Annotated in this window: 5 protein-coding genes; 3 read left to right on the forward strand and 2 right to left on the reverse strand. The window is 44.5% G+C overall.

What is annotated here, in order from left to right:
* Window positions 1–253 precede the first annotated feature (253 nt).
* The 3 genes from JGK11_RS29355 to JGK11_RS29365 all read left to right on the forward strand — a co-directional run bounded on the left by JGK11_RS29355 (window position 254) and on the right by JGK11_RS29365 (window position 8,515).
* A complete protein-coding gene (locus JGK11_RS29355; protein WP_293213983.1) occupies window positions 254–814 on the forward strand; it encodes a transposase in 561 nt (186 codons plus the stop codon).
* Window positions 815–1,316: 502 nt separating this feature from the next.
* Window positions 1,317–7,388 carry a CHAT domain-containing protein gene (locus JGK11_RS29360; protein WP_293213985.1) on the forward strand — a complete coding sequence of 2,024 codons (6,072 nt, stop codon included), beginning with the start codon at window positions 1,317–1,319 and terminating at the stop codon, window positions 7,386–7,388.
* A 110-nt stretch (window positions 7,389–7,498) separates the two neighbouring features.
* Window positions 7,499–8,515: a hypothetical protein gene (locus JGK11_RS29365; protein WP_293186838.1), complete on the forward strand. Its 1,017-nt coding sequence runs from the start codon at window positions 7,499–7,501 to the stop codon at window positions 8,513–8,515.
* A 672-nt stretch (window positions 8,516–9,187) separates the two neighbouring features.
* On the opposite strand, the gene JGK11_RS29370 is transcribed toward JGK11_RS29365, so the two are convergent.
* Window positions 9,188–9,754 carry an RNA-binding protein gene (locus JGK11_RS29370; RefSeq protein ID WP_293186837.1) on the reverse strand — a complete coding sequence of 189 codons (567 nt, stop codon included), beginning with the start codon at window positions 9,752–9,754 and terminating at the stop codon, window positions 9,188–9,190.
* A gap of 933 nt (window positions 9,755–10,687) precedes the next feature.
* Complete coding sequence (locus JGK11_RS29375; RefSeq protein WP_293213987.1) at window positions 10,688–13,159, reverse strand: zinc metalloprotease HtpX; 2,472 nt, start codon at window positions 13,157–13,159, stop codon at window positions 10,688–10,690.
* Window positions 13,160–13,766 lie beyond the last annotated feature (607 nt).

Here is a 13,766-nt window from a genome sequence, read left to right on the forward strand (position 1 = left end):
ATTTTATGCCCAAATTCGTAGGGGCGGGTTCGCCATTAATTCTGTCACCAACAAACAATCTCAAAAACCCGCCCCAACCCAACCAATAACCCCCAAAAATCTCCCCGCCACATGGTTAAATTCAATGTATTGTTAATTTTTGGGCTGGGTGGGGGCGGGTTTTTATAATTGTCGTTGGGTGTCATATATTTCGGTGAACCCGCCCCTACAGGATTGTGATACAATATTCGATATTGTGTTGATTACAAAAAATATGAAATACAATCCCAATATTCATCATCGTCGTTCTATTCGTCTCCCCGGATATGATTACAGCCAACCTGGTGCATATTTTGTGACAAGTTGTATTTGGCAACGTCAGTGTTTATTAGGTGACATTGAAGAAGAAAATATGCTATTAAGCCGTTACGGTGAAGTAGTCAACTTTAATTGGTTTAATCTCAAGACAGTATATCCTCATATAGAATTAGATTCTTTTGTCATTATGCCGAATCATTTTCATGGAATCATCATCATAAAAAATCAGGATAAACGTCATGGGTTATCGGAAATTGTGAGAGGTTTTAAAACATTTTCTTCCAGTCGTATCAATCAACTACGCCGTGTTTCAGGAATCCAGGTATGGCAAAGGGGTTATTACGAACATATTATTCGCGATGAGACAACGTTTGCCAAAATTCAGGAATATATTATCAACAATCCGTATAAGTGGGAAACCGATGAAATGTACCCATCTAAAAAATTTTGCAATTCCAAGAGAATCAATATTAAATTAGACAGTAAAAATGTATTATTGATGAATTTACGATCTTAAAAACAGAATTCGTAAGGGCGGGTTCGCCAGCGAAGTTGTCACTCACAAACAATCTCAAAAACCCGCCCAACCCAACCAATAAGCCCCAAAAACCTCCCCGCTACATGGTTGAATTCAATGTATTCTTAATTTCTGGGTGGGTGGGGGCGGGTTTTTATAATTGTCGTTGGGTGTCATATAATTCGGTGAACCCGCCCCTACAGGATGGTGATAAAATATTCTTTATCGTATTTTATGCCCAAATTCGTAGGGGCGGGTTCGCCACCGAATTTGTCACTCACAAACTATCTCAAAAACCCGCCCCAACCCAACCAATAACCCCCAAAAACCTCCCCGCCACATGGTTAAATTCAATGTATTCTTAATTTTTGGGCTGGGTGGGGGCGGGTTTTTATAATTGTCGTTGGGTATCATATATTTCGGCGAACCCGCCCCTACAGGATTGTCCTGATATTGATTGTCAATTAATTTATTATCATCATATCATCTACTAACAAAAACCATGAAATCAGCGGACAAAAACAATCTATTTTTCCTAACATTCCTCTCCTTCAGCACCTTAGCAACTTGGGAAACAGGACTTTTCACCCCATCCCAAATAGCCACAGCCCAAATCACCCCCGACACTGACGGCACGAATACTCAAATCACCCCCAGTGGCAACCAATTTAACATCCAAGGCGGCCAACAATCCAGCGACGGTACAAATCTATTTCACAGTTTCCAACAATTTGGTTTAACTCAAGGACAAACTGCTAACTTTATCTCAAATTCCAACATCCGCAATATTTTAGGGCGAGTTGTCGGCGGCGATGCTTCCATAATTAACGGCTTAATTCAAGTTACGGGCGGCAATGCCAACTTATTTTTAATGAATCCGGCGGGGATTGTTTTCGGTGCAAATTCCAGCTTAAATGTTCCCGGTTCTTTCACCGCGACTACTGCTACAGGAATTGGTTTCGGCAATAACTGGTTTAGTGCAGTTGGCGCGAATAATTATGCACAATTAGTCGGAAATCCGAACAGTTTTGCTTTTACAAATCTACAGCCGGGAGCAATTATCAATTTAGGTAGTTTGGCTGTGAAACAGGGACAGAGTTTAACTTTGTTGGGCGGCACGATTGTGAGTACGGGACAACTTGCTGCACCGGGAGGCAATATTACGATTGCTGCGGTTCCGGGTGAGAATTTAGTGAGAATTAGTCAGCCAGGAAACTTATTGAGCTTGGAGATTCAACCGCAATCTGTGGCTGGTAGTTTGCCTCAAACTTGGGTGTTGCCAGTTACATCTTTGCCACAGTTGTTGACGGGTGAAGGGATAAGTGTAAGAGAAGTGACAGTTAATTCTCAAGGAGACGTAGTATTAACTGGTTCGACGACTCAATTAAAAAATGGAGATGCTTTTTTCAACGGAACTATTAGTACGTTATCTACAACTGATAAAATCAACAGTGGCTCCGTACTTTTACAGGCTCTCGGTAATATTATTACAACAGATATTAATACTAAATGGTTCGGTGCATTAGGCAGGGGAAATTCAGGCAATATCACTATTACCAGCACAGCAGGAGGCATAAACACTACTGCTGGCACTTTATCTAGTTATTCGTATAATGGCAATGCTGGTAATATAACACTCAATGCTCAACAAAATATTGTCACTGCTAGTTTAGAATCAGCACTAGATCAATATGTCACTGGTTATGTCAAAACAGGAAACTCTGGTAATATTTCGATTACTAGCACGGGAGGCTCCATCGATACCAGTGCTGGAGGTTTAGACAGTAGAGCAAATAATGGTAATGCCGGTTCCGTTACTCTACAAGCTAAGAATAATATTACTACTGCTGAGATAATAACTCTTCTCTTGGGCGGGACAAGTGGCAATAGTGGCAATATTTCGATCGTAAGTACAGAAGGAAGCATAAATCTTAATGGTGGTAGCTTACATAATAAAAATTCTCAACCAGATAATTTTGCTTACAAATTAGATACAGGAATTACATTCGGAAAAGGAGGTTCTATTTATCTAGAAGCTAAAAATGATATTACAACTGGCATAATTTATACTAGAGTCACTAATAATGGCGTAGGGATTAGCGGCAATATTTCTATTTTAAGTCGAACAGGAAATATTAATCTCAGTGGTACACAGATATCAACCAATTCTGACAATAATAACGGTGGTGTAATCAGATTGGAGGCTAATGGCAATATTAATGGTTATCAAATTTCTACGACTGGTAGGCAAGAAGGTGGTGCAATAAGTCTCAAGAGTGGTGGTTCGATCAATTTGGATTCGCTCAATGCCGATGGTGAAAACAGCAAAGGTGGAAATATTACGGTTCAAGCTCAAAATGGTATTCAAATATCACCGGGTAATCCAATTTTTTCTCGTTCTTCTGGGGGGAATGGTGGTAATATCACATTATTTAATACTAATCAAAATATAAGCATTGGTAGTGCAAATACCGAGTCTAAATCACAAGGTGGCAATATTGACATTACTAATACCAATGGTAATATCAATACAAATCAATTGGTTGCCGGTGCTTATGTACCTGCTTCTCCCCCATTCACAACTCAAACGGGTGGTAATATTAATGTAAGTGCTGGCGGCAATATTACTACTACTATTGTTGCGTCACAAGCTCAGCAACAAAGCGGTTCAATAAATCTTAATAGTAATGGTTCTATAAATACTCAAAATCTGTTTACTGTAGGTAATAATAATGGTGGAAATATCACTCTCAAAAGTGGCACTACGATCAATACCACTGCTGGACTGATCAATGCAATGGGTGGTAATAATGGCGGTAATATTTCCCTCGAAGCCACCGGCAATATCAATACAGGCGGAATTGGCAGCGCTCTATTATTAAGCGGATTTAACGCTAATAGTGGTAATCTTCGCATTCAAAGCGGCGGTAATGTTAACACAACTGCTGGCCCAATTTTTACTGCGGCAGCCAATGGTAGAGGTGGAAATGTAGCCATAGAGGCTAAAGGAACTCTGGCTACATCTAGTATTCACTCCCAAACTTTCGCTACCAATACTAATGTGATTGGTGGCAATATCGATCTCACGGCAAAGGAATCAATTACTGCGGCGGGAAATATCGAGACTAACCGCAATAATATTACATTTAATGCTCCGTTAAGATTGGCGAATGACCTGTCTGTAAAAATCTCTGGTACAGGTGATATTACTTGTAAGTCTACAGTTGACGGGCCTTACAATCTGACGGTTAAACCTGATACGGGAATGGCTCAATTTTTCGCTCCTATCGGTAACGTGACTCCTCTCAATACCGTCAAAATTGAAAATGATATTACAAGAACGACTGTCGCAATCAATATTTCTACAACTAATAATATTACCACGCAAAATATTACTTCTCCGTTGGGTATTTCTTTGTACAGTGAGAAGGGAGCAATTCAAACGGGGAATCTTAATTCTAGTTCCTCTACTAATGGTGGAAATATTAGTCTAAATGCTGGTGGCAATATTACTGTTAATCAAATTGACAGTCAGAGCATGGGTAATGGTAGAGGTGGAGATATCTATGTTTGGACTGAAAAGTTTTTTCGATCAATCAATTCTTTTTCAGATAGAAATGGGGTTGCTGCTAGCATTTCGTCTGCTGGAGATGCTGGGGATAAAGGCGGTACAATTTTGCTGCGTCACGGCGGTAATGGACTGACGCCTTTTATTGTTGGCGATTCAACAACTAATGGAACTGCTGGTGCTATTACTCGGGGAAATGGCACGTCTTCACAAATTTTGTCTGGTAATAGATATTTTTATACATACAAACAGGATACAGAAAAGATTGAAATTCGATCGACCCCAGAGCCTCAGCCATCACTTACACCGACTCCTTCAGCAACGCCGACTCCTGCGACTGCAACTACTCCAGCGACTGCGCCTGCAACTACTCCAGCGACTGCACCTGCAACTACTCCAGCGACTGCGCCTGCAACTACTCCAACGACTGCGCCTGCAACTACTCCAACGACTGCGCCTGCAACTACTCCAGCGACTGCGCCTGCAACTACTCCAGCGACTGCGCCTGCAACTACTCCAGCGACTGCGACTGCAACTACTCCAACGACTGCGCCTGCAACTACTCCAACGACTGCGCCTGCAACTACTCCAGCTACTGCGCCTGCAACTACTCCAGCGACTGCGCCAACAACCGCACCAACTCCCGCACCTTTACTTATACCCAGACGCCAGCCACCACAGGGTTTATCCCCCGCCGCAACTCCCACCCCAACACCGGAAAGCCCGATCGCAACTCCCACCCCAACACCCGATCGCCCGATCGCAACTCCCACCCCAACACCCGAAATCCCATCCCAAACACCCGCAATCTCGATCGCAACCCCAACCCCAACCCCATCCCCAACACCCGAACCCGCGCCGATCGATTTTTCCCCCATCGAAGAACTGCTAAACACCAATTTCTTCACACTACCGCCCCGCACAACCCGCACACAGCCCTCAGCCCCAACAATACCAAGCGCGAGCGATCGCATACCCGCCGCACCCACAATTCCCCCGATCGCCCAACTCACCGCCCCGATCGCACCTCCAAGCTCGATCGCACCTCCAAGTGCGATCGCACCTCCAAGTGCGATCGCACCCAATCCAACACCCGCACCCCTACAATCGCCTTACAATCCGCCTGTAGCAGCAATTCCACCTGTAATTGCACCCTCTTTCTCTCCCATTCCCGCACCCATTCCCCCAGCCGCAGTAGCACCCGCCCAAAGCGAAAATCCGCAACAAGATTTAGCTTATTTAATTGGCGATTCATTAGGAGCAAAAACCACTATCACCCCAAATCCTGAAACAGGAAGCAGCACTTTTAACTGGGCATTTACTGATCCAAAGAACAACTTTTCCCTCACACCACCGCCCGTTGAAAAACCGAATCTTACTTTAATAACGCCTCCTGAAAACCCGCCAGAAAAACCGCCCGAACTTGGTTCTTCTGCTACAGAACAACCCGATGGCTGGATAGTCTTAACTCCTACTCCTGCGCCTACTATTGAGCCACCCGTTGAGGCGATCGAGCCTAATTCCTTGGCAAACATTCCCGAAAGTACTCCGCCGCCAACTCCAGCACCCGCACCAATTCCAGCTCCAGCACCCGCACCAATTCCAACTCCCGCACCAGCTCCAGCACCCGCACCAATTCCAACTCCAGCACCAACTCCAGCAGCCGAAACTCCCCCACCCGCAAATATTCCCAATCTTTTTCCCTTAGAAATTAGCAGATTTAGCGTTGAACAAGCTTTAGATCAAGGCAATGCTGATGAGGCTATTGCCTTAATCGATAAACTCTTTGAACAAGACTATGAAAACTACTTTAAAGAAGATTTTACTGACAAAAGAGTCAATGTTGAGTACATCAGAGAAACTCTGAAAACAATTAAGACAGAAACCGGAAAACAAGCCGTAATAGTTTATGCGTTCGCCAGTCTCGAATCATTGTCGCTAATATTAGTAGTTCCCGAAGGCCCTCCAATCCTGAAATCTATTAAAGTCAATCGTGTAAACTTGAATAAAATCGTAAATGAATTTCAAAAAAATATCTCAAATCCAGATAGTCTTGAAGATAAAGACTTGGCAAATGCGAAGCAACTTTATGATTTTTTTGTTGAGCCAATTTCTAAAGAATTAGCAGAATTAAATATAGATACGCTAGTTTTTTCCTTCGATGCAGGTTTGCGACAATTGCCCATAGCAGCTTTGCACGACGGGGAGCAATTTCTAGTAGAAAAGTACAGCCTCGGCTCAATTCCCAGTGTCAGCTTGACTAGCACTAATTATGAAAGCTTAAAAAACGCTCAAGTTTTAGCAATGGGCGCTTCCCAATTCCCCCATACTAATAAACCAAAGTTGCCTGCGGTGCCGATCGAATTATCTGCGATCGCCGGTACCAGAAGCAACAGCCAAAATGCTGGTGAATTACCGCTGTGGCGCGGCCGCTTTTTTCTCAATCAAGATTTTACCGTGGAAAATCTCACCAAACAGCGGCGGCAGCAACAGGCTTTTGAGATTGTTCACCTAGCTACTCACGCCAGCTTCCCGCAACATCAAAACGGACGCAAGGAGGCTGAAATTGACCTGTGGAACCGCTCTTTGGCTCTGGATAAATTTCGGTTGGCGAAGTGGTACGATCGCAGGCAAGTACAGTTATTGGTGTTGAGTGCGTGCGAAACTGCGATCGGCAATAGTGACGCAGAAATGGGTTTTGCTGGACTGGCAGTCCGCAGCGGTGTAAAATCAGCTTTGGCGAGTTTGTGGAAAGTTAATGATTTTGCGACTTTGGGGCTGATGACTGAGTTTTATGCTAATTTGCGATCGACTCCCATTAAGGCTGAAGCCCTCAGACAAGCTCAACTGGCGATGATTCGCAAACAGGTCGCGATTAAAGATGGTAAGTTGGTGGGGAGTCAAAAAAGGGCGATCGATCTTACTCGGGCCGGACAAGTACCAAATTCAGATTTATCTCATCCCAAATTTTGGGCCGGATTTACACTAATTGGCAGTCCTTGGTAATCAGCTAGCGCGCATCTAATTTTAATACCCAATTGTCAAAAAATCTTTTTTGCAAAAATGAGATGCTCCAGGCCAAACGTAAAACTAAACTCTTTAGCCAAGCAAAAACCATGAGCAACTTTACTAAAATATTCAAGTCAAAAGATAAATCCTCAATCACCTTGAGTTTAGAGGAATCCGTCGCGGCGATCGCACTTGTCGCAGCGGAGGCTAATTCCCCTGACGCCGATGCAGATATCTTAGAAAGCATACTTTGGGATTCAGAAATATTTGCTGAATTCTCGGAAGATGATATGTCAGAAATGTTTCAACATTTGGCAAATATTATCGCGGAAGATGGTTTGGGAGGATTATTTAATACCGCCCATGAATCACTTCCAAATGAGGTGGTTTTGGATACTTTTGCCATTGTCGTAGCAATGTTTGTCGTAGATGATGAAGTGTCGAAAAAGCACCGGGATTTTCTCAAGGAATTTCAAGAAGTATTAGGTGTAGACGATGAGGAAGCCGAAGAAATTATCGGGGATGTAATTGCTGCATACTCCCACCTAGAAATCGAAGAGGCTGATTTCGATTTAGAAGAGGAGCCGTTGTACCTGTCTGCTAAACGCAATTTTACTGTCTCAATTCCAGTTGACAAGCAACGAGGCGGTAGGATTGATGATGGAGAAGGCTATGTTGCATTTTCTGATGGCTTTGGTGTTTTGCTGAAAATTGATTATTTCCAGACGGCTAGCGAAGTGGAAAAATTAATCGAGTCAGCGGGCGAATGGGCTTATCTTACTTCGTTTCTTAACAAGTTTATTGACGATCAAATTCTCGCTAAATTTGCTGATTCTAAGTTGCTCTACACTGAATATTTAGAAGATGAAGAAGCTTATTTTGCAGTGGTCGATTTACCGGGGAGTGCAACTCTCAGCGTGCAAGAAAAAGATGCCGCAGCTACTAAAGTGGATGCTTACCGGGGATTTATGGCTTTTATAGTTGACGATTTTTGCTACACGGTAAGTTGTCAGCGAGTTTATCAGGCTAAGGATGAATTGGGTTCTCTTGAGTCGGAGGTTGAGGGCATTATGAACAAGATTTTTGACTTTATTGAGACGATCGAATTTTCTGAGGGCGAATAAACATGATTTATAGCGGATTGAGGGAAAGATTAAGTATTGATGAATCAATCGCTCAATCGCTCAATCAAAAATTTCTGTAGGGTGCGTCGCCAGGGAGATTTGCGCTTGAATGCTAAAGATTTACCGAGGCGACACACCCGAAGAAACTTCTAGATATTAGAGTAGAGGTTTTTTGCATTGACACTCTCAGCGCTCTTCGCGACTGAGATTCTTAAGAAATTTCGTTCTTAATATCCCTATTGCTAGGGTTCCTGGGCGCAATCCTATTGCCAAAAAATGGCAGGCTGCTATCCTTGCCTTTGGGCAAGCTCCTCAAGCGTTTAAGGGGCTCGGGCCCTTGGTTCCGTGGAGTCCCCGCGTACCTTTAATATATGGTAGGCATTTGCTTCCCAGGTTTACACCTGTGTATCCATCCCAATAAGAGAGTGTAACGGCAAAAGACCTTTTTACACTGCTAAAAATGTTAAGAATTAAGAAAAATTCACGGCGGTTTTAACCGCCCGTGCCACTTTCATCTCAGGTCTAAAGACTCAGAGTTTTCCGCTTGCCGAACTTTTTTTATAAAATAGTGCGATCGAGAATTCGGCTGTTTTGACCAATTCTCGATCGCACTTCCAACTCAAATCACTCAACCGCAGTCGAGAGATAGCAGCAATTAGTGGGCCCTTGCGACTAATTAGTAGTCTGAGCTTCCACCAATCTTTGCTTGAGTTCTTCCAAAGCGCTCGCCCAGCGCGGATCTGGCTGCACCGAACCGGAATCAGCACTCGAAACCGTTGTTGTTGACTGATTGCGGCGAGACTTGTTGTTATCACCGCGACGGCGATTGCTTTTGCTAGAACCGCCACCTCCACCTTGGGTAGGAGGAGCCGAGCGCTGCTGTTGCTGCGGTGCAGGGACTGGCTGCGACGGCGACGATGATGCCAACTGCGGGGCAGCAGGCGATGATGACTGTTGCTGATCGTCTTCGCCCTTCTCAGATTTACCCTTAGAGCGGGGTAAGGCCTTCTCTATTTTCAGGGGGTTTTCTTTGAACATCAAGCCGTTGTATTTCTCAATAACTTGATCTGCTTGTTCGTCGGTTAGCACCGTCACAAAGCCAAATCCTCTGCATTTACCAGTTTTGCGATCTGTAATTACCTTTGTGGTAACAGATTCGCCTTCGGGTGCAAAAACTTCTTGCAATTCTAGGCGATCGAGTTCCTTCGGTAGATTACCAACATAAAGACGAATAGACATGAAAAATTCCTCCAGATTGGGATTTTAATTAGTTTGCTCGAACAAAATTACCTGAAGTCAAATCAATATTGACCGCAGGGAAACACCGCATAACCACAGAATTTGCACATTCCTCCCACCAACCTTGACAGCTCCCCCCACCTTTTAGAACAAAAAGATGATTTACTCTGATCGTGCCGGAACTGAACCGCCAATGCAGAGAGCTTTTAAATCTCAGGTTGTTGTGTAAACTTTTAGTCATCACTCAAATGTTTAGGCTATTGGCTGTTCTGTATTACTTGCTTCCGGTTTTGATTCAGAATGTTTATAGCCAGCGCCGTGTAGAAATTTATGTCCAAGGATGTCAATTGCGAGCGATCGGAATGCCAGTATTCAGTCTAATACAGTGAGGGAGAAAATCGCTAACATTTTTTCAGCCAGTAATCTTACCTCACTTCTAATCTCGCTCCTAATGTTGAGGACTACTCATTTACCCGGTATCCCTCAAATCGGGCCCGGCAGCGTCCGACCATTCTTTAAAGGTATCACAGCCTTGGTAACAGAGCTAGTTATTTAGCAAGATTTCATGCTGTATTGAACGAAAACCGTATCTGAATCACTTTTCTGAATTCATTCCGCAGAGCTAAATTCGCTGTCGAAAAAAAACAGCCGACAGGCGGCTGGCTGAACTTGCTGTGTTGGGAGGTTGACAATTTTTACGCAATGCCTTATCGATTTTAGCCAATTGAAGTTATTGCGCTATTTGGTTCAATCCGATTCATGTAAACAAATGTAACAGAGTGTTGGCAAAAAAGCAACTTTTCTTTACGAAGGGTTGACAGTTGACAGTTGTCCGGCTGGGGGTTGTCCGTCACATTCCATAAAGGTACGTTGTTGCGCTTCAGCGCTCTTTCATATAGACAAGAGCGCTGAAGCGCAACAACGTACCTTGTCTCATCTTCCGCCTTGGATAATGATGTACGCGCCCCAAACAGCAGCAGCAAAGGCCAAAATCGCAGACCAAATCGGATGTCCGCTGTCACTAACGAGTCCTTCTTGACTGCGGAGAGTTTCTAGGTCGATCGCCACAGTAGCACCCCGACGCAGCCAACCAGTCGCCACAACCGGTTTTCCGATCAAATCGGTAGGGCGAGTCGTCTGTTTGAGCAAAAATGGGTACAAAGAGCCGATCGGGCCAATCATCGAAACATAGTGCAACCTCACCAAACCCGTCGCCGTTTGCAAAATCAAATCCTGTCCCAGCCAATTGTCAATACCAGGTCTACCCAAAAGTTGCCCGGAAAGGCGCACAGGTTGAGCATCTAGCGGTAGAGTTTTCGAGTTTGACAAAATTTCTAGTAAACTTGGTGAAGTGGTTTCTCGTGGCGTAATGTCGGGGAAAAAATAGTTAATCCGCATCAAAGTACCGAGACAAAATCCGATCGGCAAACAGCCCCAAAGAATCGATCGATCGCCCAAAAGCCAATCCAATTGCCAAATACTCGTCTTGGAAAACAGCCAGCTAACCATCCACAGCAGTGCAACAATCCCCAGACTCATCGGAATCCCAAAAAACGGCGCACCTTGTAAAAATAGTTTTGAGTCTTTAAATTCGAGTATGGATTTAAACAGAGATAATTTTCCTGTTTTGGGTTTTTCCGGCGACAGACTCGCCAAATCTAACTCAGTCTCCAGTTTCCAGAATTGAGCGTAGAGTTCCAATAGCTTGAAACGCTCTCCCATCAAAGGATGCGTGCTGTTAATTGTCAACCAAATGCGTTCTCGATTGGTGACATCCCACAACAAAATCTGTTTTAGGGGCGCGCGCAATGCAGCACCACCAAAGGTTACAGCTTGTGCGACGCCGACGGGTAACAACAAATCGAAACTTTCGAGGAAAAAGCTAGTTTGTTTTTGTTGTTCGATATTTGCAGCAATGCCGATCGCAATTTTAGTCAGTGCTCGCGTCAAACCGTTGGGATTGCCGGTAATTTCTGCGGAAGTGCGATCGCTAAAATATACTCTGCGGCGCGACAACCACAACATCGGCCAACGCAACAACTTATAAACTCCGTAACTGGTAGCAGAAATTGCGGCGGTGACAACTCTCACAGTACGACGCAAAAAGTCGATCGTCATTAAATCGCACAACCGCTCGCCCCAGTATGCAGTCTGCCAATATATAAGGTAAGGAATCTGAAGCACCAACATCGCCAGCGACATCGGCGCAAAATCCCAGTGAGAAATATGCGCCAACTCCCGCGCGAAAATAGTGGCAATTTCATCATCCGTCAATTGATCTAACAGCCCTTGACTGACAGCAATCCGAGCAAAACGGGGCAAACAGCCGTAACTGAAAGCTACAGGAACATTTAGCGGTAAGAGTTTCAGTACAGGCGTTGGCATATTTTGCTTGGTGCAAAAACTGCGGAGTACGCGCGTCGCTTCCTTGCTGTGCTTGGATAAAACTGAGCCGCGCAGGGTTTCGATACCGCAAAAAAGTTTTAGCAGGGCGTCTGTCAGCCAGGGAGAAGATGCCAAAAGCAATCCGAAAACAAACTGGAGGAAGAGAGTTGGATCTCGGTAAAAAAGCTGAATTGGCTGAAAAATTGGCAGTCTAGTAAATATGTAAAGCTGAACTAATAGAGCATTGATGTTTGTCAGCAGGAATTGTAGGACTAATCGGGCTAGAAAAAATAGGGCGATCGCACTTACAACAGCTTCCACTCGAAAATTCAGCAATTTTAGCGGTTTGAGAGGGCGCGGACTTTTGGTGCGCCCCGCTTGGCGCCAAGTAAGTTCGTAGGTATCTGGGCTGGCGAATCCGGGGATATCTGTTGGGGAACCGGAACTGTTTTCGCCGCTAGTTTCTGTATCGGTTGCGGTTGTTGTAGGGGCGGTGTCCCCGTGCTCGCCCTCTTGTGTCGGGTGAATCGGCGGTTTGGGGGGTGGAGGTGGCGGTGAAATATGTGTGGATTTGGTGTTTGCTGGGGCGTTAGTCGGCTCTAAGGGTGAAAATCCGGTTTTTTTGTCTGCGGTTGGTCGAGCGCCCTTAAGCGTTTCCTTCCGCGATTCCGTTGCTGAATCAAAGGCGACAAAGCCGGTTTCTGGTGTAGTTTCCGGTGGTTTTGGGGGGGTTAATTCTTTTAAAGTGCGATCGGCCCAGGTTTTGATTTGGGTGTTGGGGATGTTGGTGAGGGAAGTGCAAAGGGCGATCGCGCTTTTGAGATTTCCGGTTGCTTTGTATGCCACGACTAATCCCATTTGGGCGCGGATTCCGGGCGGTTGATTTGCTGCGGTTTGGCTGACGGATTCTAAAAGGGCGATCGCGCTTTGGTAATCTTTTTGTTTCAAAGCAGCTAACCCAGCCTCTAGAGACTGTTTCAGAGATGAATCCGCCGAATTTTGATTGTTTGGAGATGCCATAACTGTGATTGCGATCGCGTCTTGTCTAAGATAACCTCACCCGAAGGCAATTCGGCAACTATCAATCTACGGGATGTCACGGATCTTGAGGGAAGATGGCCGAGGTATCCAATGAACATATTTTCCTTAAAACGAGTGGGATGGGCTTCTAGCCCGTCCCGTATTTTCCTTAAAACAATGAGTGGGATGGGCTTCTAGCCCGTCCCAAATCTAAAAAATAAATACAGTATAATTTATCAAATCAGGATTAAATACTTTGAGTTTGAAATATCGAGTAATTCCGAATAATTAATCTGTAGGGTGTGAGAGCTTTAGAAATTTATAAATCCACACGATAAAACTATTTGGACTCACGCACCGCCCTAACGAATGATTTTATCTAATTTTTGTTGATATAATTAGAGCAGTTGTCGATCGGCTAAAATAGATAAGACTTACCCTGCGTGTCACACTTCAATCAACAAGTTGTCAGGTGCGTCAGACTGACGACGAGGCCCAGATCCCCCCTAACCCCCCTTAAGAAGCAGGGTGGATTAATTGTCGAGAGGTTAAATCAAGGCGATGAACGCTATTGACCGACATTATACGAGGCATTTAACAGGTTTAT

This window comes from Microcoleus sp. PH2017_34_RAT_O_A, from assembly GCF_020737885.1.
Lineage (GTDB): Bacteria > Cyanobacteriota > Cyanobacteriia > Cyanobacteriales > Microcoleaceae > Microcoleus.

What these genes read in the sequence shown, in the direction of transcription:
- JGK11_RS29355 (WP_293213983.1), top strand. Translation starts at nt 254, where the DNA reads ATGAAATACAATCCCAATATTCATCATCGTCGTTCTATTCGTCTCCCC.
- JGK11_RS29360 (WP_293213985.1), top strand. Translation starts at nt 1,317, where the DNA reads ATGAAATCAGCGGACAAAAACAATCTATTTTTCCTAACATTCCTCTCC.
- JGK11_RS29365 (WP_293186838.1), top strand. Translation starts at nt 7,499, where the DNA reads ATGAGCAACTTTACTAAAATATTCAAGTCAAAAGATAAATCCTCAATC.
- JGK11_RS29370 (WP_293186837.1), bottom strand. Translation starts at nt 9,754, where the DNA reads ATGTCTATTCGTCTTTATGTTGGTAATCTACCGAAGGAACTCGATCGC.
- JGK11_RS29375 (WP_293213987.1), bottom strand. Translation starts at nt 13,159, where the DNA reads ATGGCATCTCCAAACAATCAAAATTCGGCGGATTCATCTCTGAAACAG.